We start from the raw sequence: 21292 nt of genomic DNA on the forward strand, positions 1-21292 counted from the left end.
CCACCCCCTGCCTTTGGCTGAAATCCTTCAGTCAGCTCACGGTCACGGTGTTGAAACGCTCGTCGGTGAGCGGGCTCGCCACCAGACCCTTGACCTTCGGGCCGACCACGATCGCCGGGGTCGGGTACGCGATCGGGACCGCCGGGAGGAAGTCCATGATCTTCTTGTTGACTTCCTGGTACGCCTTGGCGTGGGCGTCACCGGCGGGCGAAGCGTCCGCCGCGCTCAGGGCCGCGAACAGCTCGGGGTTGTTGAACCCGAACTCCTTCTTCTCACGGCCGAAGAACGTGCCGACGAAGTTGCCGGCGTCGTTGTAGTCACCGGTCCAGCCGAGCAGGTGGAGGTCCTGCTTGCCGGCCTTCTGCACGTCGTCCTTGTAGCCACCGTTCCACGGCTCGGCGTGGGCCTCGATCGTGACGCCGATCTTCTTGAGGTCCTCGGAGATCGCGGTGAAGGTGTCCGCCGGGTTCGGCATGTACGGACGGCTGACCTCGGTCGGGTAGTAGAACTTCAGCGTGAGGTTCTCGGCACCGGCCTGCTTCAGGAGGTCCTTCGCCTTGTTCTGGTCGTACGGGTACTTCGTGACGTCGTCGGTGTAGCCCGAGATGACCTTCGGGACGAACTCGGTCGCGACCTCGGACCCCTCGGCCAGCTTCGACTTCACGAACTGCTCGCGGTTGATGCCGTACGCCAGCGCCTGCCGGACGCGCACGTCCTTGAGCTTCGGGTTGTTGGCCTGGTTGATGCCCAGGTACAGCACGTTGAACGACGGGCGGATGAGCACCTGCTCGCCGTCGTTGCGCAGCAGGCCGTAGTCCGCCGGGCTCGGGTAGTCGTAGCCGTTGATGTCGCCGGCCTTGAGCGCCTGCTTGCGGGCGTTCTCGTCCGGGATCACCTTGAAGATCAGCTTGTCGAGCTTCGCGGGCGACGGGCTGGTGTCGTTGCGCACCAGGGTGATCTCACCCTTGGCCTGGTCCCAGCTCTCGAACTTGAACGGACCGGTGCCGGTCGGGAACTTGTTCGCGTACTCGCTGTAGGTGAACGAGTCGCCGCTCTGGGTGACCTGGTCCGCGTTGTGCGCCTTGAGCGCGGCCGGGCTCTCGATGGAGAACGACGGCAGCGTGAACGCCGACGGGAACGCGCCCTTGGCCTTGTTCAGGTTGAGGACCGCGGTCGTCGGGTCCTTCGCCTCGCAGCTCTTGTAGACCGGGTCGCCGCTCGCGTCGCCTTCGTTCTTGGCGAAGCCCTCGAAGACGTCGCCGTAGTAGATCATCTGGCTCTGGGCGGCGGCGCCCTTCATGTTGTACCAGCGGTCGAAGTTGTAGCAGACCGCCGTGGCGTCCATCGGGGTGCCGTCGGAGAACTTCACGCCGGACTTCAGGGTGAACGTCCAGGTCTTGCCCTCGTTGCTCTGCTCCCACTTCTCGGCGAGAGACGGCTCGAGGTCGGCGGTGCCCGGCTTGTTCTGGATCAGCGTGTCGTAGATCTGCCGCGTGATCCGGAAGGTCTCGCCCTCGTCGTTGAACGCGGGGTCGAACATCTTCGGGTTACCGGCCGCACCGAAGATCATCGTGCCTCCGGTACCACCCCCGGCGCCCTCGTCACGCTTGGATTCCGCACAGGCGGACAGCGAAACCGCGAGCGCGCCGGCGAGCCCGATCAGGGCCACGCGGCGTGTTCGGGTCAGCCGCAATTGCTGCATCTGGCACCCCTTGGGAGATGTTCGGGTTTCAAAGTCACCGTCCGGTCGGTCAGGAACTCGACGGACGGTCGGTGTGCCCGCCGACACTAGCGGGAAGTCGGCCTGGGCTTAAGTACGTGAGGTTACGATCGCGCTACGTGCGCGCCGATTTGACCGCAATGTGTCCGTAAATCACGACAGACTGTGACCATTTGGAGCCGACCACTGCGCCCGGTGCCGGATCACTAACTCAGATGGCGGTACCAACGTTAGACCGGTCGTGGTGACCCGACCGACTTGCCTTGATCGATCCGGAGTGGTCCACTCACGCAGGGTGACCGCTTCGTTCCGACGAAAGTCGGGTCCCGGCGGCCTCGGCGGTGCCGTCGACGGCGAACCAGCCGCACTCGAACCGTTGCCAGCGGGCCAGTTCGGCCCGTGCGGCCGCGCCGTCGCGCGCGACCGTCCGGGCCAGCCGTTCAGCCGCTGAGCCGCCGGAGAGCCAGCAGAGGTGCGAAAGCAGGGGTCTTACCGAAGTGCGGCCGCACGAGACGCCCTCGAGCACCAGGACGTCCGGCACAGGCACCCGGACGGGCTCCCCCAGGCGGGGTGCCCCGCCCGCCCAGTCCATCCGCCGGTAAGCGCCTTCGACGCCGTTCGCGAGGGGCCTCAAGACGCCGTCGAGCAGCCGCGGCCACCACGAAACCGGGTCGTCCCACGTCGCGAAGGCGTCGGTGCTCACCAGCTCGGCCCGGCACCCGCGCGCACGCAGCCCGGCGACGATTCGACCGGCCAGAGTGGACTTCCCGGCGCCCGACGGGCCGTCGACGGCCAGCACCCGCACCGCCCCCAGCCGGGCGGGCGCGGCGAGCAGGGCGTCGATCAGCTCGTCACTTGCTGACGCGCTCGACCTCGGGAAGCCCTTTGACGTTGTCCGGCGCGCTGGTCCGCGCCTCCAGCTCGGCGATCCGGCCCGCCAGCTCGCGCTTGGCGTCCTCGAGCTCGCAGCGCAGCAGCGCGGTCTCCTCGACCGACGTGCGCACCTCTTCCTCCAGGTGCCCGACCTCGGTGGACAGGTGCAGCGACACCAGGGCCAGCACGACGCCGGCGAGGAGGAAGACGAAGTTCGACGGCGTCTGGACGCCGGTGTGCTTGGCGAGGAAGTCGGCCGCCTGCGGCAGCACCGCGAGAACGACGACGCCGATCGAGACGACGAGCCACACGCCCGCGTACTTCTCCCGCAGCTTCCGCCGCCGCATCATCTCGAGGACGACGAACAGCACGACGCAGGCGACGATGATGCTGAGAATGCGCCAACCCTGCATTTCTGCTTCCCCTTACGCCGAGTCGGAGGAGTCGACCGCCGGGCGGCGACGCACCAGCGCCAGCAGCAGTGCGAGCCCGGCCCGGCTCAGGTAGACGGCCGACTTGAGCGGCGAGTGGCTGGGCGTGCCGCCCGCGCGTTCCCGCATGACGACCGGGATCTCCCGGATGGTCAGCTTGGCTCGGATGGCCATGACCAGGGACTCCACGGTGTCGCCGAGGTACTCCGCCGGGTAGTAGCCGGCGAACAGCTTGATCGCGCGCGGCCCCATCGCCTTGAAGCCCGACGTGACGTCGGTGAGCTTGGTCTTCGCGAGCCGCGAGAACACGAGCGACAGTGCGACCATCGCGTACTTGCGCGGCCCGCTGGCCTTGTACGAGCCCTTGCCGGCGAACCGGGAGCCGATCACGATGTCCGCGTCGTCCAGGCCGCGCAGCAGCGCGTCGAGCTCGTCCGGGTCGTGCTGGCCGTCCGCGTCCACCTGCACGACGACGTCGTACCCGCGGGCGGCGGCGTAGCGGAAGCCGGTGCGCATCGCGCCGCCGACACCCAGGTTCACCGCGAGGCGGGCCACCTCGGCCCCGGCCGCGCGCGCGAGCTTGGCGGTGTCGTCGACCGAGCCGTCGTCGACGACCAGCAAATCGCCGGTCGGCAGAGCACGTTTCACCTGGTCGATGACCGAAGCGACGCTCGCGGACTCGTTCAGCGCGGGCATCACGATGAGCACGCGGCGGCTGGTCACGGAGGTGCTGGACACGCGATCACTCTAGCCTTTCACTGCCCGTTACCGACTGCGGACCCTGGAGCGGCACCAGCGGCGACAACGCCCTGCTGGCCCTCGATCTCGTAGACGGAAGCGCCGGGGTTCTGGAACACGACCTTGAAGCCCGGGGTCGTGTCGAGGTGGCTCAGGCCGGGCCCGTTGTTCGTCTCCGACGTGACCTTGCCCTTGCCGACGAAGACGTACCGCACCTTGAGGTTGGTCAGCAGTTCACGCACGTGCGGGAACCGGTCGATGTCGTCGAGGTAGATGCCGAGGTAGCCGGCCGGGGTGTCCGGCTCGGCGCCGTAGAAGGTCCATTCGACCGGCTTGACGCCGTCGAGCGCGTACATCCAGACCGAACCGTCGGCCTTGCCGTTCATCACGTGCTCGCCGGGCGCGACGTGCGCGCCGAGCCAGTCGAACGCCTTGCGCTCGTCTTCGCTGACCGTCGGGCCACCGCTGTAGTTGATCTGCAGGCGGGCGGCGTTGCGGCCGATGTACCCGCCGCGGCTCAGGCCGCCGATCACCACGACGAGCAGCACGACGCCGACCGTGGTGAGCGTCGCCGGCGAGACGTTCGGCAGCCGGGTGGCCGCCTTCCGCCCGAACCAGCGGGCCGCGGTGTCGGTGAACTCCCCGAACGCGACCGCCCCGGCCAGCGGGACCAGCGCGCCGATCCGCCAGTGGTCGTTGTAGAAGATGCCGGTGAGCGTGTGGATGAGCGGCGTCTCCAGCGACACGGTGGCCGCGAACAGCCCGCCGAACACGACGTAGGCGGCGACCATCCACAGCATCCGGCGGTGTTTCACCAGCAGGAAGATGCCGATGAGGGCCGGCACGCCGATCCACCACTGCGGGAACGCCGCCATCGGCGAGAACGTGATCGTTTCGCCGAGCCCGCCGGTGACGGTGGCCTGCGACGCCCAGGACGCGCCCGTCACGCCACCCGCGTTGTACAGCGAGGGCAACGCGAGCGGCAGCCCGCAGAGGACGGCGAGCGCGATCGTCGCCCCGAGCGAGGCCCCGGACCGGCGCCAGTCGATCCGCTCGAACCGGAAGAGCACGGCGAGCAGGATCAGCAGGAAGTACACGACGACGACGAACGCGACGCTGGTGTGCAGGCCGATCAGCCCGGCGACGCCGATCCCGATGGCGACCGGGCCGGCGAGCCCGCGCGGCTCCAGCAGCAGCCGGCCGAGCGCGAGCATGGCCGGGATCAGCGCGACGCCGGCGACGTACGGCCAGAGCGGGCCGCGCCACAGCGAGTCGTACGGGAAGTTGGTGAACGACGCCGACACCGCCGCGGCCGCGGCGACCGCGAGCGGCGGCATCCGCCACACGTGGCACATCGCCGCGACGCCGATCGGCACGCACAGGATCACCGTGAGCGCGCCCATGTTCAGCGTCGGCATCATCGCCAGGCCGGCCTTGTCGAAGACCAGCGCGAGCAGGGCGTGGTAGGTGTCCGGGTAGAAGTAGTTCGTCTGGTCCGGCAGGTTCGCGATCGTGCCGACCGTCGACGGCCGGGCGTCGCCGTGCTCGGCGATCCAGCGCACCAGGTTGGCGTGGAACGGCGCGTCCCAGCCCTGCTGGACCTGGTTCAGGCCGCGGGCGCCGCGCAGGAACGTGACGATGCCGACGAGGCTGCCGGCCAGGACACCGGCGCCGATCAGCAGGTGGTCGCGCAGGGACCGGGCGGGGGCCGCCACGGCGGCGTCCTGCTCGGCCCAGTCCGGGTGGCGGCGCGCGGTGAAGCGCAGGACGAGGAACGAAAGCCCGAAGCCGACGGCCGAGAGGACGAGCGTCCACAGGGCGACGTCGAGCATCGACCAGCGGATGCCGAGCCCGCCGAGCACCGGCACGCCCAGGCTGACGATGCCGAACGTCAGGATCGGCGCGGCCGCGGCGAGCAGCCAGCCGCGCAGCCGGATCGCGGCCCCGAAGACGAGGCCCGGCAGCCAGAAGGCGAGCACGACCAGAAGTACGTTCATGGTTTTCCGCTGTCCAACCTCACCGGCGGTTCCCCGCCGATCCTGTCCCCGGGTCCGGCCGGGGTCACCCTACTGGGACGTCCGGAGCGGGCCGCACGTTGCCCGGACGCCGCAGAACGAACATCAACACGACCAGCAGGCCCAGCGTGGGGCCCCCGGCCAGCCCGGCGACCGCCTTGAGGATCGGGTCGCCCGGCACGAGCAGCAACGTCGCCGCGGTGGCGACCGCGACCACGGCCCAGGTGACGAGCACCTTGCTCGCCTCCTTGCGGGCCACGAGCACGGCCGTCATCAGCTGCAACGCCGTGAGCAGCACCGCACCCCACACCATCCACGCCACCCACCAGCCCTGGGCGACGAACTTCGCGCCGTAGAGCAGCGAAACCAGCCACGGCCCGATGAGCCAGCCGACCAGGGCGCCGACGACGCCGAGGACGACCGTGCCGAGCGCGCCGAGCGCGAGCAGCCGCCGCAGCCGGTGCGTGCCCTCTTCGGTGCCCGAAAGCCGGACGACCGTCGGCACCGCGAGCGCCTGCAGCGGGGAGAGCAGCAGGAGCGGCACCCGGGACACGGTGAGCGTCGCGAAGAGGACGCCGACGTCGGCGTCGGACCCGCCCGGGGCGAGCAGGCTGACCATCGCCGGGTAGCCGGTGATGACGCTGGCGGTCAGGCCCGCGCCGGCCATCAGCACGAGGATCCGGGCGGTCACCGGCCCCCAGCCGTCGCCGTCGGCGTGCGGGTCGACCAGGCCGGCGACCGGGCGGACGAACAGCAGCCAGGCGAACGAGCCGGTCGCGGCCGCGATCGCGAACGACGTCAGGCCGGTGAGGCCGGCGGCGGCGATCCCGAGCAGGACGAGCACGCGGACGGCCGCCTCGGCGACCACCAGCCCCGAGTACGGCTTGATCCGCTGCTGGCCGACGAGCAGGCCGCGGGCGGCGAACTGGCACGCGAACGAGATCGCGCCGCACAGCACGATGACGCCGAGCGCGGTGTTGCCCCCGTAAAGCCGGTCCGAAAGCACCGGCACGGCCATCGTCAGCGCCGCGACCACGGCGACGGTCACCGCGCCGACGGTCAGGGCGCGCAGCGCGGGCTTGCCCGCCTTGCCGCCGTCGAGCGCGGCCACCGCGGACTGGCGGGACAGCTCCTGCTCCAGCGGCGACAGCGCGCTGCCGAGGCCCATCAGGATGCCCCAGAAGGAGAGGTAGACCTTGCTGTTCTCCGGCCCGAGCCAGCGGGTGGCGACCAGCGTCAGTACGTAGCCGAGCGCGATGGCGACGAGCAGCGAGATGCCGATCTTCCCGGCCGAGCGCCCGGTTTCCTTCGCCAGGCTGCGCCCGTCCGCCTCATCGGACTCGTGGGTCACCGGTGAGCTCATCGTCCCCGCCGCCGGCGGGCACGCAGCGCCATGACGAGACCACGCACGGCACCGGCACCGAAGCCGGCGCCGAAGACCGGGGCCAGCTTCGCGACGGCCTTGGCCTCCGCGTTCGTCGCGCCGAAGCGCGTCACGGCCGCACCGGCCGCGGCGGACCCGGCGGCCGCGAGCAGCACGGCCGTCTTCGGGCGCTTGGCCGCGACGCCGAGGCCGAGCAGGCCGACGCCGAACGCGGCGAACAGGCCGTTGCGGGCCGGGCCCGGCGAGCCGAGGTAGGAGTCCACGAAGGTCGTCCCGCGGAAGTACGCCTGCGCGGCGAACTTCTTGAAGCTGTCGCGCCCGTGGTAGGTCGCGGAGAACTCCGGGGCCAGGAAGATGCGGTGGCGTTCGGCGATCCAGCGCAGGACGCCGGTGTCGTCACTGGCGAAGCGGACGTCGTCGAACAGCGAAACGAAAGCGTCCGAAGCCGACTCGAGAACCGCGCGCGGCGCGGAAAAGAATCCGGTGCCCTTCGGGAACAGGTCGAACTCTTCGATGCCGAAGGACATCAGGCGCGGATCCGCGCAATACCGGCGCCAGGGGATCTTCACCAGCCCGGCCATGAAACCGGCGTACGGGTTGTCCTCGGAGGCGACGTTGACGTGGCCGTTCCAGACCGTCCGCTCGGGGTGGTCGACCAGCTGGTCGCGCAGGAAGGTCAGCGCGCCGGTGTCCACCACCACACGGCTGTCCAGCAGCAGGATCTGGTTCCCGGAAGCCTTGGCGATGCCCGCCCGCCGGGCCTCGAAGCGGCCGGAGTTGGCCTGGCTGAGCACAGTGATGCCGTGGCGTTCGCGCAGGTCGTCGAGCCGCGCGGGGGTGGCGTCCGTGCTGCCGTCGTCGACGACGACGACCTCGATCGGCCAGCTGGCCTCCGTCGCGGAGGCGAGCAGCGCGCCGACACTGCGTTCGATCCAGTCCTGCTCGTTGTAGACCGGGATCACGACGCTGAGCGAGGGGAGGAGCGGGTTCGCACTCACCGGGCCGAGGCTACCCGGCGGCCCCCGCGACGGGTCGGCCAGTATCCTTACGCCACCGCACCCGACCGGAAATGGGCTCCTCTGGTGATTTCCTTCATTCTCGGCACCACCGCGGAACTGATCAAGATCGCGCCGGTCTACCACGGGATCCGCGATCGCGGGATGCGGCCGAAGATCTGGTTCACCGCGCAGCACGTCGACGAGGTCGCGGACGTCCTCGCGGACCTGGACATGCCCGCGCCGGACGTCTGGCTGGTGCCGGAGGAGAAGGCGCACAACCTCGAGTCGCCGGCCCAGGTGCCGGGCTGGGCCGCGCAGGTCATGCGCACCGCCTGGAGCCGCCGCCACGAGCTGCGCGCCGCGCTGAACGAGGACGGCCGTCCCCCGCTGGTGCTGGTGCACGGCGACACGTTCACCACGCCGTACGGCTCGCTGATCGGGAAGCGCATCCTCAAGTCCCGCGTCGGGCACGTCGAGGCGGGCGCGCGGTCGGGCAGCATCCTGTCGCCGCTGCCGGAGGAGCTGAACCGCAAGATCGCGGCGAAGATCGTCGACATGCACTTCGCGCCGAGCGCGCGTGAGGTCAACAACCTGCGGCACGCGCGCGGCGTGGTCGTCGACACCGAGGCCAACACGGCGATCGACGCGATGCGCCTGGCCATCAACCAGCCGCTGGACGTGCCGAACCTGCCGGAGAAGTTCGGTCTCGCCACGCTGCACCGCTTCGAGCTGGTCTCGCGCCCGGACAAGTACCGCGAGGCGCTGGAGATCCTGCGCGAGCAGAGCCGCAAGATGCCGATCCTGTACATGGCCGGCGCGCCGGAGCGCGAGAAGATCCGCGCGCTGGGCATCGGCAACATCTTCGACGACCAGTTCATCGTCCAGCCGAAGATGCGCTACCTGAAGTTCCTCCCGCTGGTGGCGCGCGCCGAGTACGTCGTCACCGACTCGGGTGGTCTTTCGGCGGAGTGCTACTACCTCGGCCTGCCGTGCGCGGTGCACCGCGAGCGCACGGAGACGCCGCAACACCTCGGCGAGACGGTCGTGCTGACGGAGATGCGCGGCGACAAGCTGCAGAACTTCCTCGACACGTACCAGAACCGGCGTGGCGAGTCCTGGATGGACAAGTACCACCCGTCCGAGATCATCGTGGACACGCTGGCCCAGCTCGGCTACTGCTGACGGTCTCGTTGGAGTGATCCCGGTCGCCGCCGCCGCGGCGATCGGGCAGCTTGGCCGCCATGATCCACATCGGACTGGCGGCTTTGCTGGTGGTGGTCCCGCCTCCCGTCGACCAGGCGTCGGTGCGGGACGCCGCGCTTTCGTCGGGCTTCCAAGAGGCGTACGTCGGTTCGGCGGGCCCGATCGCCCAGGCGATCCACGCGGCGTACGACATCCCGGCGTCGGTCACGGTGGCGCAGGCGATCCTGGAGTCGAACTGGGGCCGCAGCAAGCTGTCGGTGAACGAGCTGAACCACTTCGGCTTCAAGTGCGTGACGCCGACGAGCCCGGGACCCATCGCGTTGCGGTGCGCGCGATATCCGACGACGGAGTGCATTCCGTCGCCGTGTCATCCGGTGGATGCGTTTTTCCGTTCGTACGCGTCGGTTTTCGACTCGTTCCGCGATTACGGGCGGCTTTTGACGACGTCCTCGAACTACGCGGCGGCGTTGCCGGTGCGTGATGACCCGGACGCGTTCGTCCGGGCGGTGGCGCGCAAGTACGCCACCGACCCGGAGTACGCGAACAAGGTGATCAGGCTGATGGACCTCTACGACCTGAGGCGCTTCGACCGGTGAGCTGGTCGATTTCCCGGTCGTGGAAGCGGCCGGTCAGCTCCGCCAGCTTCTCGAAGAACCCGACACCGCCCACGGCGAGGGCCGCGAGCAGGTCCTCCTCGCCGGTGACGTGGCTCAGGCTCGTGTCTTCGCTGTACGCCAGCGTGAGCCGCGCCAGACCGCCGGGGATCGCCTCGAGCCGGAGTTCGCCCGGCTGGTCGGGCAGGTCGGTCGTGGCCTTGCCCGTCTCGCGGTAGCCGGCCACGAGACCGGCGATCTGTGACCACATCATGGCCACCTCGGTGTCGAGCGTGGTGCGGCCGATGACGGCGGGCTCTCCGAACGGCAGCTCGATCGAGCCTTCCACGAGGCCGGACTTCGCGGATCCGGGCAGCTCGGCGCAGTCGGCGATGTCGACGTACCGCCCCTTCCGCCCCCGCCCGATGAGCACGAGCGTCCGGATCGGCGGAACCGGACGCCCGTCAAAGGACACGGCGGCCCGAGAGCGCGCGGCCCAGGGTCAGCTCGTCCGCGAACTCCAGGTCACCGCCCATCGGCAGACCCGACGCCAGCCTCGTCACGCTCAACCCCGGGAAGTCCCGCAGCATGCGCACCAGGTACGTCGCCGTCGCTTCGCCCTCCGTGTTGGGGTCCGTCGCGATGATGATCTCGCTGATGTCCGCCTCGCCGATGCGCTTGAGCAGCTCGCGCATCCGCAGCTGCTCCGGGCCGATGCCCGACAGCGGGTCGAGCGCGCCGCCCAGGACGTGGTAGCGGCCCTTGAACTCGCGCGTGCGCTCGACCGCCAGGACGTCCTTCGGCTCCTCGACCACGCAGATGACCGTGAGGTCGCGGCGCTCGTCGCGGCAGATGCGGCACTTCTGCTGCTCGGAGACGTTGCCGCACACCTCGCAGAACTGCACGCCCTCCTTGACCTTGCCGAGGACGTCCTGCAGCCGCGAGATGTCCGCCGGGTCCGCGGCCAGCAGGTGGAACGCGATCCGCTGGGCGCTCTTCGGCCCGACCCCGGGCAGACGCCCGAGCTCGTCGATCAGGTCCTGGACGACACCTTCGTACAAGTTCGTCAGCCGCCGAAGCCGAGGGCGCCGAGGTCCGGCATGCCGCCACCGCCGCCGAGACCGCCGGCCAGCGGGCCGAGCTTCTGCTCGGTGAGCTTCTGGGCGCTCGCCGACGCGTCGCGGACCGCCGCCACGATCAGGTCGGACAGCGTCTCGACGTCGTCCGGGTCGACGACCTTCGGGTCGATCTGCAGGCTCTTGAGCTGGCTGTCACCGGAGACGGTCGCGGTGACCAGCCCGCCACCGGCCGTACCGGTGACCTCGGTGTTGGCGAGCTCCTCCTGGGCCTCGACGAGCTTCTGCTGCATCTGCTGGGCCTGCTGCATCAGCTGGGAAATGTCGAAGCCGCCGCCGGGTTGCACCATGATCGCACTCGGTCCTCTCTGCACGCCTGTGTCCTCCGCCAGGGTAGTCGCGCCACGCCGGGTGCCGGGCTGTGGCACCGTGGTCGCCGTGCGACGCGCGATTGCCCCTCTCCTGCTGGCCGGTGCCCTGCTGCTCACCGGCTGCTCCGAAGACACCCCCGCGGCTCCGGCCGCGCCGGCGCCCGCTCCCCTGACGACCCGGACCGTCACGCCCACGCCGACGACCGTGACGCCGCCCGCGTCGCCCCCGCCGTCGGTGCCGCCGCCGTCGGCCGCCGTGCCGCCGGTCGCGGCCGGGAAGGTCGTCGTGCTCGACCCCGGGCACAACGGCGGGAACGCGGCCCACCCGGCGGAGATCAACCGGCAGGTGCCCTCGGGGCGCGGGCAGCGGAAGCCGTGCAACACGACCGGCACCGCGACGAACGCCGGCTACCCCGAGCACGCGTTCACCTGGGACGTCGCCCAGCGGGTCGGGCAAGCCTTGACGGCCAAGGGAATCCGCGTCGTCTACACGCGACCGGACGACACCGGCGTCGGCCCCTGCGTCGACCGCCGGGCCGCGATCGGCAACGAAGCGAACGCCGACGCCGTCGTCTCCATCCACGCCGACGGCTCGACCGCGGCCGGCGCGAACGGCTTCCACGTCGCGTACTCGTCACCGCCGTTGAACGCGGCGCAGGGCGAGCCGTCGACGCGGCTGGCGCAGGTCGTCCGGGACACGCTGCGCTCGGGCGGGTTCAGCACGTCGAACTACATCGGCGGCAACGGCCTTTCGGCGCGCACGGACCTCGGCGGGTTGAACCTGTCGACGCGGCCGGCGGTGCTCGTCGAGTGCGGCAACATGCGCAACGCGGCGGAGGCGGCCCGGATGACCAGCGCGGAAGGGCGCCAGCAGTACGCGTCCGCCATCGCGGCGGCGATCGAGGCCTACCTGGCTTCCTGACACCGTGCCCGGAGGGTCGGCGTCAGTCCAGGGGGCGGGCGCCGAGGTGGTCCGAGATCAGCTTGCGGGCCAGCTCGTCCGGGTCCTGGTCCGGCGGCGGTGGGGGCGGCGGCGGGGCCGGGCTGGCGTCCTCGTTGTAGAGGTCCTCGTCGTCCTCGTCGGAGGGTTCCGGGGGCAGCGGGATGTCCGGCTCGGACGTGGCTACGCGGGGCCGGACCGGTGCGGCGACTGGCGCCGGCGCGGGACGAGCCGGCGCTGCAACGGGCGGCTGCGCGGGCGCGGCGGCCGGGGCCGCCGACTGCCGGGTGAACGACCGCTCCGCCGCGGGCGCGGCCTGCTGCGTGCGCGCGGCGGGCGCGGCCGGGGCGTTGCCGTGGACGCAGCGGACCTGCCAGTCGCCACCGACGACGTCCGCCAGCGCGCCGGCGATCTTGCGGGCGTTGTCCTGGTCGGACAGGCGACGGGCCAGCGGCTCGGACTTGTGGGTGAGGGTGAGGGAGTTCCCCTCGACGGTCGCGACCGTCGCCTGGGTGAGCATCGCCTCGAGGCTCCGGCCGCCGGTGAACTTGCGCAGCGCGGTCATGAGCTGCGGCCACACGTTCCGGATCGCGGCGGCGTCCAGACCCCCGGACGCGGCGGCCGGCGACGCCGCCGGAGCGGGGTCGGGAGCCGGAGCGGGCGTAGCGGCCGGAGCGGGCGTAGCGGGAGTGCCACCACCAGGAGTTCGCGGCGTCCCCCAGCCGCTTTCCGCGGACTTGGCCGCCGGAGCAGGCTCGGCGGGCTTCGCCACCGGAGCGGGCTCGGGCGTGGGGGCGGGCCGCGAAGCCGGCTCGGGCGCCGGGGCCGGCTCGGGCGCGACCGGCGCCGGATCCGCCGAAGCCGGACGCTGCGAAGGACGTGAGAACCGCTCCGACGCCGCCCGCACCGGCGGCTCCACGCCGCCCTCGGCCGGCGCGCCACCCCCGCCCGCCAGCGTCGCGCGGCGTTCGAGCCGCTCCAGGCGGGCCAGCAGCGCGTTTTCCGCCTCCGTCACCGACGGCAGCAGCATCCGCGCGCACAGCAGCTCGAGCACCAGCCGGGGCGAGGTCGCCCCGCGCATCTCCAGAAGTCCATTGTGGACGATGTCGGCGTACCGCGAGAGCGTCGCCAGTCCGATCCGCTCCGCCTGCGCGACCATCCGCGACAGCTCTTCCTCCGGCGCGGACACCAGTCCGCCGGCGGAAGACGGCACCGCGCGCAGCAGCACCAGGTCGCGCAACCGGTCGAGCAGGTCCGTGGCGAACCGGCGCGGGTCGTGCCCGGCCTCGGTGACCTTCTCGACCGTGCCGAACACCGTCGCGGCGTCCTCGGTCGAAAGCGCGTCCACCATGTCGTCGATCAGCGCGACGTCCGTGACACCCAGCAGCGCGACCGCGCGCGAGTACGAAACGCCGTCCGGGCCCGCGCCGGCGAGCAGCTGGTCGAGCACCGACTGCGTGTCCCGCGCCGAACCGCCGCCCGCCCGGATGACCAGCGGGTACACCGCGGGCTCGACCTCGACGCCCTCGGCCGCGACGTTGCTCTCCAGCAGCGTGCGCATCGCGCCCGGCGGGATCAGCCGGAACGGGTAGTGGTGCGTCCGCGAGCGGATGGTGGTCAGCACCTTGTCCGGCTCGGTGGTCGCGAAGATGAAGATGACGTGCTCGGGCGGCTCTTCCACGATCTTCAGCAGGGCGTTGAAGCCCTGCGTGGTGACCATGTGCGCCTCGTCGATGATGAACACGCGGTACCGCGACTCCGCCGGCGCGTAGAACGCCTTGTCACGCAGCTCGCGGGCGTCGTCGACGCCACCGTGGCTGGCCGCGTCGAGCTCCGTGACGTCCACGCTGCCCGACCCCTCGGGGGCGAGCGCCTTGCACGAGTTGCACTCGCCGCACGGGTCCGGCGTCGGCCCCTTCACGCAGTTCAGCGAGCGCGCCATGATGCGCGCGCTGGACGTCTTGCCGCAGCCGCGGGGGCCGGAGAAGAGGTAGGCGTGGTTGATCCGCCCGGCGGACAACGCCGTCCGGAGGGGTTCGGTCACATGCTCCTGCCCGACGACCTCGGCGAAGGTTGCCGGACGGTACTTGCGGTACAGCGCGAGAGCCACGCCGCGAGACTACCGTCAGGGTCCGACAACCTTCGCCGTGCGGTCAGGACCTCAGTGCGTTCACCTCGGCGACCAGAGCGTTCACCTTCGCGACGTGCCCGGCGGTGAAGGCGTCACGCGCCCGTGCCTTGCCCAGGTCGTTGTCGAGGTACGGCTGCAGGAACGACTCCGGGCCGTCGAGGACGCCCTGCGCGACCGCGTTGACCTCCGGGCCTTCCGACAGCGACTGCGCCACCTTGATCCGCAGGTCGTGCGTCCGCGCGACGAACCGGCCGGTGGCCAGGAACGCCCGGACGTCGGCGACCGTGCCGTCGAGCGCCTGCTGGGCCGCCGACTTCGTCGCCGGGCCACCGGCCGCCATGATCTGGTTGACCTCGACGCGGTCGTCGGTGTCACGGCCCGGGTAGTCCCCGGTGCGCAGCAGGCCGGCGACACCGGCGTACGGCCCGGCGAGCGCGTCACGAGCGGCCTGGCGCAGGCCGGCCCGGGCCGCGGGGTCGGCCGCGATCGCCGCGACGGCGGCGCGGTCATCGGTCTCCTGCGCGGCGATCAGACCGCTGCGCACGAAGGTGACGACGTCGTCGTCCGAGCCGCTCAGCGCGGTCCGGGCGGCGTTCTTGACCGCGGCACCGCCGGTGCGCAGCAGGTAGACCGACGCGCGACGGCCGTTCGGCACGGTCAGCGCCGGGTCGGCCGCGTCGGTGAGCAGCTTGTCGTTGTCGGCCTTGGCCTGCGCCGCGCGGGCGGCGGCGTCACGGGCCTGCTGCGCGGCGTCGGCGGCCGCGCCGGCCGCGACCTGGGCGTCGTGCTGGGCGGCGGCCTGCTGCGCGGCGAGCCGGTCGACGTTCGCCTTCCGCGCGTCGGCGGCGATCTGCGTGGCCCGCTCCGCGGCGAGCCTCACCACGAGCGGGCGGTGGTTGGCCGCCGCCACCTTGGCCCCGTCGAGCTGGGCCTGGACCGCGGCGACCTCGGCGTCCCCGTCCGCGGCGACCTGCCGCCAGCGGGAAAGGAAGTACCGGATGTCGTCCGGGGTGCCGTCGAGCGCCGTCTGCGCGGCCGCCTGGACCTCGGGACCGCCGGCGGCCAGCGCCTGGTTCGCCGTGATCCGCTCGTCGGTGTCCCTGGCCTGCTGCAAGCCGGTCTCGAGGAACGCCCGCACGTCGGCGGGAGTGCCGTCGAGCGCCTTCTGGGCCCGGGCGTTGACGACCGGGCCGCCGGTGCTCATCGCCTGCCCGACCGCGATCCGGTCGTCGGCGACCCGGGCCTGGGCCTGGCCGGTGGCCAAGAAGGCGCGGACGTCCTCGATGGTGCCGTCGAGCGCCTGCTGGGCGGCGCGCTTGGTGACCGGGCCGCCGGTCGTGAGTGCCTGGGTGACCAGGACCCGGTCGTCGTCGTCACGGGCCCGCTGGCGGCCCGTCGCCAGGAAGTCCTGCAGGTCGGCCGGAGTGCCGAGCAAGGCCGCTTCGGCGGCTCTGGCGACGCCGGGGCCACCGGTTTCCAGGTACCCCACGGCCTGGGCCCGGTCGGGCAGGACGTCCGCGGCCGCCGGCGTCGCGAAGACACCGGCGGCGAGAGCCGCGGCGACGATTACTGCGTTCGCACGCAAGGAAAACCCCCTCGATCGATGATCGTTCCGCTCCCTTATCGCCGGGGCGGTCGGAATGTTTCCGATAGCCTCGGATTTCGTGAGTCGCACGCGAAAGCCCGGCCCGGTGGCCGGGCGGTACCCGGTCCGGTTCGGGACGGCGGAGCTCCTCCGCGACGCCGACCGGGCCAACGCATGGCTGGTGTCGGTGGACGGGGTCGCCCAGTCGCACGTCGACCTCGACGACCCGGCCGACCTGGAGTTCGACTACATCCGGCGGTTCGCCGACGTCGTGGACCAGCTGCCGCCGGGCCCGCTGGAGGCGTTGCACATCGGCGGGGCGGCGTGCACGCTGCCGCGGTACGTGGCGGCGTCGCGCCCGGGGTCGCGGCAGCTGGTGTTCGACGCCGACGGCGAGCTGGTCGAGCTGGTCCGCGCCCAGCTGGGGCTGCGGGTGCCGGGCCTGCGCGTCCGGGTGACGGACGGCCGCGAAGGCCTCACGACGAGACGCGAGGACACGGCGGACCTGCTGGTGGTCGACGCGTTCGAGCGCGCGACCCTGGCCGGCGGCCTGGCGACCCTGGAGGCGACGCGCTCGATCGCGGCGATCCTGCGGCCCCCGGGCATCTACCTGGCCAACATCACGGACGGCGCGGGGCTCCCGTTCGCCCGCCGCTTCCTGGCGACGCTGCGCGAGGTGTTCCCCGAGGTCCTGCTACTGGCGGACCCGGCGGTGCTGAAGGGCCGCCGCTTCGGCAACCTGGTGTTCACGGCCTCGGCCTCACCGCTACCGACGGCGGAGATCGCCCGCCGAACGGCCTCGGCGGCATTCCCGACGAGGTGCGTGGAGGGCGCAGAGCTACGCAAGCTGGCAGGAAGGGCGAACCCGATCACGGACGAGGACCGCCCACCCTCCCCCCAACCCCCGGCCGACATCCTGGGGCTGTTCCAAAGAGGTCGTGAGTGAGAAACAGTGTTCTAACCCTGTTTCTCACTCACGACCAGCCACGGCAGACCTGCAAAGCCGCGAGCGAGGCACCGTGGGGGTCCGGGGGCTCGGCCCCCGGGGACAACGACGGAGTCGAGCGAAGGGCGAAGCCCGAAGCAGAGACGAAGGGGACCCCGCGCACCCGTCAGAGCCTGCTTATCCTTGCTGCCTTCCGGCCCTGGGGAGGTTCACAGGGTGGACGCCGCGCGGGGTCCGTGGATCAGTGTAGCGGGCCTGGCTCAAGCCCCCGCACCAGCCTGCGCACGGGCCTTCTTGAACGTGTTGTGCAGGACCGCCAGCAGCGCGTCCCGCACCGAAAGCTTCTGCCGCGCGTCGAACGTGATCAGCGGGACGTCCTCGCTGACCGCCAAGGCCCACCGCACGTCGTCGAGGTTGTGGCCCAGTGACCCGTCGAACATGTTCACCGCCACCACGAACGGCAGGCCCGCGTTCTCGAAGTAGTCGACCGCCGGGTAGCAGTCGTCCATGCGGCGGGTGTCCACGATCACCAGCGCGCCCAGTGCGCCGTGGACCAGGTCCTGCCACATGAAGCCGAAGCGGTCCTGGCCGGGCGTGCCGAACAGGTACAGCTTCACCTCGTCGTCGATGGTGATGCAGCCGAAGTCCAGCGCCACCGTCGTGGTGGTCTTGCGCGGGACGTGGCCGGTGCGGTCCACCGCGGCCGCCACCGACGTGATCGCGGCCTCCGTGGTCAGCGGCTTGATCTCCGAGATGGACGACACGGCCGTCGTCTTGCCCACGCCGAAGCCGCCCGCGATGACGATCTTGACCGGGGCCGGCGGGCGGGCCGCCGGTTCAGTGAATGGCTTCGAGTCCACGAATGACCCTTTCGATCATGCCGAGGTCGTGCGAGTTGGTGTTCGCCGGCCGGCGGACGACGACGTAGCCCTGCTCGGCGAGGTCGGCCACCAGCACCCGGGCGACGCCGATGTGCAGGCCGAGCACGGCGGCCACCTCGGCGACCGAAACGGTGCTCCGGCAGAGGGAGACGATCTCCTGCCGTTCGAACGTGAGCTTCGGGTGTGAAGCCGCCCCCAGGCGGGACGTCATGACCTGCGCCTCGATCTCGAGGCTCTGGTCGACCGGCTGGGCGCGCCCCGAGGTCATCAGGTACGGCCGCAGCAACGAGGTGTCCGGTTCCTCGGTCATCACGAACCTACGGTGTTCTTGAGCTCCTCGATCAGGCCCGGCGTCAGGACTTCGGTGGCGCGGTTGGCGAACATGGCCATCTCGTAGGCGATCGTGCCCAGGCCGGCCTGCTTGTTGGCCAGCACGCCCAGCGAGCAGCCGATGCTGATGGTGCAGACCAGCAGGTACCCGTGCTCCAGCTCGATGATCACCTTGTCGGGCGAGCCGAGCGGGTGGCTTTCGGAGACGCCGTGGGCGAGACCGAGCATGGCGGAGGAGATCGCGGCGAGGCGGTCGGCGTTGGATCGCTCGAGCTCCGAGGACACCGCGATCAGCAGGCCGTCGGCCGAGACCGCGATGGCGGCGATCGCGCCCGCGGTGTGCTGCGCGAAGCGGCTCACCAGCCAGTTGAAGTTCTGGGCCTCGACGCTGACGCCGGCTGCGGGGATGCTCATTTCCTGCTCTCTTCTCCTCGTTCCATCACACGACCGGCGGCCACGCCCCATGGCGGGCTGTCCGCCGTCACCACGTCCGCCTTGGCCAGGCCGGCGGCGAACGAGTCGAACGCCGCCCGCTCGGCCGCCGGGTCCCGCCGGCCGCGGTTCGCGGCGGCTCTCGGGGCCGGCCTGCCCGTGACGGTCGGCGGACGCAGGCCGGGGGCGAGCTGGGCGCCGGGGACGCGGCGGACCAGGCCGTCCCGGGCCGCCGGGGCCTCGGCGACCGGTGTCTGCCCGAAGCTGTCACTTTCGCGGAAAAGCGACACTTCCGAGGCGGCGGTTTCCCGGAGAGGTGGCGCTTCCGTCCCTCCGGCGGCCCGGGCGAAGGCGTCCTGGAACCCGTCCATCGCGGCCTTGGTCGCCTCCGGGTCGTGCCGCGGCTCGGGCGAAACCGGCGCGGTGGTGCCCGGGCTCGGCAGCTGGGCGCCGCGCACGCGCCGCTTGAGCCCGGCCCGGCTCTCCGGCTCGCGCTCGGCCGGGACGTCCGGTTCGGCGTCCGGCCACACCGGTTCCCGCTGGTCGAACCAGAGGAAGCCGTTGCGGGAACCGAGGAGCGCCGGGATCGCCGGCGCGGGCAGCTCGACCGGACGCGGCAAGTCCGAAGTGGACACAGTGGCCGCCACCGCGACGGCTTCCGCGGGACGCGCCTCGGGTACGGCCTGGGCCGGGATCGCCGGCGCGGGTTTCACGCGGACGTTCACGCGGTGGCTGAACAGCGACGGCGGGATCGTCAGCCGCGCGGTCACGCCACCGGTGGTCGGCGTCGCGAGCAGCTCGACGCCCAGGTCGTGGCGCCGCGCCAGGCGGCCGACCACGAACAGGCCGAGCACGCTGGTCGGCGCCAGCTCGAGCCGTTCGCGCTCGACGAGCCGCCGGTTCTCCTCGGCGACCTTCTGCGCGGTCATGCCGATGCCGTGGTCGACGATGCTCACCAGGCAGGAGCCGTCGGCGAGGAGCATCGTGTCGACCTCGACCATCGAACCCGGGGGCGAGAACGACGTCGCGTTCTCCAGCAGCTCGGCGAACACGAGCACCAGGTCGGCGCCGAAGGACGACGACAGCAGGATCTCCGCGACGACCCCCAGCTTGACGCGCTGGTAGTCCTCGATCTCGGCGAGCGCGGAGCGCAGCGCCGTGGACAGCTCGATCGGACCGGCGATGCGCGTCTCGTCGCGGGTGCCGGACACGACGAGCAGGTTGTCGGCGTTGCGGCGCAGGCGGGTGGAGAGGTGGTCGAGCCGGTAGAGGCTGGCCAGCAGCCGGGTGTCCTGCTCGTTGCGCTCGACCTCGTCGATCAGCGCGAGCTGGCGGCCGACGAGGTTCTGCGTGCGCTTGGCGACGTTCGCGAACATCAGGCTGGTGTTGCGCCGGGTGAGCGCCTGCCGCTCGACCAGCTCGGCCGCGGTGGTCTGGACCCGGTTGAACGCGGCCGCCAGCTCGCCGAGCTCGTCGTCCGAGACGACGTCGATCGTGGCCAGCCGCGGGACCTGCTCCTCGGCCTCTTCGGTGTCGGTGACGCGGACGAGCTCGGTGCCGGCGAGGTCGGCGACCGAGGTCGCCGCGGTGGTGAGCCGCCGCAGCGGCCGGGCGATCGAGCGGGACACCGCGACGGCCAGGAACGCGACCAGCAAGAACAGCAGGCCCGCGCCGACGCCGACCAGCCACGCCAGCCGCGTGCCGGCGGCCGCCCGGTCGTTCGCCGCGTCGGCGATCTCGCCGGTGACCCGCTCCTGGACCAGCTTCCGCTGTCCCGCTTGGCTTTCCGACGCGGTGAGGACGTCGGTGACGTACCGGCTGGTCGCGGCCGCGTCCCGCGGGTTGCCGATCTGGGCCGCGAGCTCGTCGATCCGGCGGCCCGCGTCGCTCTGCTCGACGTTGACGACCAGCGCGGACTGGTCGCGGTCGGTCTCGTCGTCGGCCTGCTGGACGAACCGGTCGGTGAAGATCGGCGCCTGCTGGGTCGCGTCGTCCAGGATGGACCGGCCGGCGTCGGGCGACACCGCCGTCACGATCAACGCCATGCCGCGCAACGAGTTCTCCTCGTTCGCGCGCAGCAACGCCTCCAGCGCGGTCAGCTCCCGCGTGCCCTCGGCGTCACTGGTGAGCTGCGGGACCAGCCGCAGTGAATCGATTACCGCGCCGATGACCGCGTGGTAGGTGCGCGCGACGCTGTCGAGCGCGACACCGCGGCGCTGCGCGTTCTGCCGCAGCTCGTCGAGCGAACCGATCCGGGTCAGCGCCGCGGAAAGCTCGTCGGGCGCGTCGGCGCCGAGCGACGACCGGACGTCCTCGACCGCCGCGCTCACCGTCTTCTGCTGCTGCAGCATCTGGTCGGCGGGCATCGACGGCGTCGCGACGTACGCGCCGGTCAGCAGCCGTTCGCGCTGCAGCTGCCAGACCAGGCCGCCGAGCTGCTGGGCGTGCCGCGCCACCGTCGCCGACTGCGTCGCGGCCACGGCGCTGTTCGCCTGCGTCAGCACGAACGGCACCGACACCAGCACCACCGCGACCAGCGGGGGCAGGAGCAGCAGGTTCAGCTTGCCGCGAATGCCGAGCCGGGACAGGATCGCCCCGCCGCCGGCCCGGTCCGCGGTCGCCTTGCCGTGCCTCATTCCCGCACC

Annotated in this window: 20 protein-coding genes and 1 other RNA gene; 4 read left to right on the forward strand and 17 right to left on the reverse strand. The window is 71.6% G+C overall.

Translation table 11 applies throughout. The features are described from left to right. Positions 1-31 precede the first annotated feature (31 nt). From AA23TX_RS38345 to AA23TX_RS38380, 7 genes are all read right to left on the reverse strand, one after another. The gene (locus AA23TX_RS38345) at positions 32-1702 is read right to left on the reverse strand and encodes an ABC transporter substrate-binding protein (protein ID WP_230863014.1); all 1671 of its coding nucleotides are present in this window, start codon (positions 1700-1702) and stop codon (positions 32-34) included. A gap of 304 nt (positions 1703-2006) precedes the next feature. Beyond that, positions 2007-2534, reverse strand: a complete 528-nt coding sequence (locus AA23TX_RS38355) for a uridine kinase family protein (RefSeq protein ID WP_230863104.1) — start codon at positions 2532-2534, stop codon at positions 2007-2009. A gap of 37 nt (positions 2535-2571) precedes the next feature. Beyond that, positions 2572-3006 (reverse strand): DUF2304 domain-containing protein, encoded by a 435-nt coding sequence (locus AA23TX_RS38360; RefSeq protein ID WP_155547882.1) that lies wholly within the window; start codon positions 3004-3006, stop codon positions 2572-2574. Between the two features lie 12 nt (positions 3007-3018). Next, positions 3019-3720: a glycosyltransferase family 2 protein gene (locus tag AA23TX_RS38365; protein ID WP_155549340.1), complete on the reverse strand. Its 702-nt coding sequence runs from the start codon at positions 3718-3720 to the stop codon at positions 3019-3021. A gap of 59 nt (positions 3721-3779) precedes the next feature. Beyond that, a complete protein-coding gene (locus AA23TX_RS38370; RefSeq protein ID WP_155547883.1) occupies positions 3780-5759 on the reverse strand; it encodes a DUF6541 family protein in 1980 nt (659 codons plus the stop codon). 64 nt (positions 5760-5823) lie between these two features. Then, positions 5824-7140 (reverse strand): polysaccharide biosynthesis protein, encoded by a 1317-nt coding sequence (locus AA23TX_RS38375; RefSeq protein WP_155547884.1) that lies wholly within the window; start codon positions 7138-7140, stop codon positions 5824-5826. Next, a complete protein-coding gene (locus AA23TX_RS38380) occupies positions 7137-8159 on the reverse strand; it encodes a glycosyltransferase family 2 protein (protein WP_155547885.1) in 1023 nt (340 codons plus the stop codon). Before AA23TX_RS38380 ends, AA23TX_RS38375 begins: the two co-directional genes overlap by 4 nt. Before the next feature lie 84 nt (positions 8160-8243). On the opposite strand from AA23TX_RS38380, the gene AA23TX_RS38385 reads away from it, so the two are divergent. Together AA23TX_RS38385 and AA23TX_RS38390 are read left to right on the forward strand one after the other, a co-directional pair. After that, positions 8244-9341: a UDP-N-acetylglucosamine 2-epimerase gene (locus tag AA23TX_RS38385; RefSeq protein ID WP_155547886.1), complete on the forward strand. Its 1098-nt coding sequence runs from the start codon at positions 8244-8246 to the stop codon at positions 9339-9341. A gap of 59 nt (positions 9342-9400) precedes the next feature. Beyond that, on the forward strand, positions 9401-9958 hold the full coding sequence (locus AA23TX_RS38390) for a glucosaminidase domain-containing protein (protein WP_155547887.1): 558 nt from the start codon (positions 9401-9403) through the stop codon (positions 9956-9958). Here AA23TX_RS38390 and AA23TX_RS38395 read toward each other — a convergent pair. Genes AA23TX_RS38395 through AA23TX_RS38405 form a run of 3 tightly spaced genes read right to left on the reverse strand, consistent with a single transcriptional unit; the run spans position 9915 to position 11381 of the window. Beyond that, positions 9915-10388: a hypothetical protein gene (locus AA23TX_RS38395; RefSeq protein WP_155547888.1), complete on the reverse strand. Its 474-nt coding sequence runs from the start codon at positions 10386-10388 to the stop codon at positions 9915-9917. The genes AA23TX_RS38390 and AA23TX_RS38395 overlap by 44 nt on opposite strands. A 31-nt stretch (positions 10389-10419) precedes the next feature. After that, positions 10420-11016 (reverse strand): recombination mediator RecR, encoded by a 597-nt coding sequence (recR, locus tag AA23TX_RS38400; protein WP_103343528.1) that lies wholly within the window; start codon positions 11014-11016, stop codon positions 10420-10422. Between the two features lie 5 nt (positions 11017-11021). Then, positions 11022-11381 (reverse strand): YbaB/EbfC family nucleoid-associated protein, encoded by a 360-nt coding sequence (locus AA23TX_RS38405; protein ID WP_155549341.1) that lies wholly within the window; start codon positions 11379-11381, stop codon positions 11022-11024. A gap of 79 nt (positions 11382-11460) precedes the next feature. Between AA23TX_RS38405 and AA23TX_RS38410 the strand changes: the two genes are divergently transcribed. Continuing rightward, positions 11461-12324, forward strand: a complete 864-nt coding sequence (locus AA23TX_RS38410; protein WP_230863015.1) for an N-acetylmuramoyl-L-alanine amidase — start codon at positions 11461-11463, stop codon at positions 12322-12324. Between the two features lie 22 nt (positions 12325-12346). On the opposite strand, the gene AA23TX_RS38415 is transcribed toward AA23TX_RS38410, so the two are convergent. Both AA23TX_RS38415 and AA23TX_RS38420 read right to left on the reverse strand, forming a co-directional pair. Further along, entirely contained in the window at positions 12347-14452 is a 2106-nt protein-coding gene (locus tag AA23TX_RS38415; RefSeq protein WP_155547889.1) for a DNA polymerase III subunit gamma and tau, read from the reverse strand. A gap of 43 nt (positions 14453-14495) precedes the next feature. After that, positions 14496-16058, reverse strand: a complete 1563-nt coding sequence (locus AA23TX_RS38420; RefSeq protein WP_155547890.1) for an ALF repeat-containing protein — start codon at positions 16056-16058, stop codon at positions 14496-14498. Between the two features lie 55 nt (positions 16059-16113). On the opposite strand from AA23TX_RS38420, the gene AA23TX_RS38425 reads away from it, so the two are divergent. Then, positions 16114-17004 (forward strand): spermidine synthase, encoded by an 891-nt coding sequence (locus AA23TX_RS38425; protein ID WP_196425772.1) that lies wholly within the window; start codon positions 16114-16116, stop codon positions 17002-17004. A gap of 144 nt (positions 17005-17148) precedes the next feature. On the opposite strand, the gene ffs is transcribed toward AA23TX_RS38425, so the two are convergent. The 5 genes from ffs to AA23TX_RS38450 form a co-directional block, all read right to left on the reverse strand. Further along, positions 17149-17243, reverse strand: an RNA gene (ffs, locus tag AA23TX_RS38430) — signal recognition particle sRNA small type. Positions 17244-17264: 21 nt separating this feature from the next. Then, a complete protein-coding gene (locus AA23TX_RS38435; protein ID WP_155547891.1) occupies positions 17265-17864 on the reverse strand; it encodes a GTP-binding protein in 600 nt (199 codons plus the stop codon). Next, positions 17842-18195, reverse strand: coding sequence for a DUF742 domain-containing protein (locus tag AA23TX_RS38440; RefSeq protein WP_155549344.1), 354 nt, complete (start codon positions 18193-18195; stop codon positions 17842-17844). Before AA23TX_RS38440 ends, AA23TX_RS38435 begins: the two co-directional genes overlap by 23 nt. Further along, entirely contained in the window at positions 18195-18629 is a 435-nt protein-coding gene (locus tag AA23TX_RS38445) for a roadblock/LC7 domain-containing protein (protein WP_155547892.1), read from the reverse strand. Before AA23TX_RS38445 ends, AA23TX_RS38440 begins: the two co-directional genes overlap by 1 nt. Further along, on the reverse strand, positions 18626-21283 hold the full coding sequence (locus tag AA23TX_RS38450; protein WP_155547893.1) for a nitrate- and nitrite sensing domain-containing protein: 2658 nt from the start codon (positions 21281-21283) through the stop codon (positions 18626-18628). Before AA23TX_RS38450 ends, AA23TX_RS38445 begins: the two co-directional genes overlap by 4 nt. Positions 21284-21292: the final 9 nt, after the last annotated feature.

Origin of the sequence: Amycolatopsis camponoti (assembly GCF_902497555.1) — a bacterium.
Taxonomy (GTDB): Bacteria; Actinomycetota; Actinomycetes; order Mycobacteriales; family Pseudonocardiaceae; genus Amycolatopsis; species Amycolatopsis camponoti.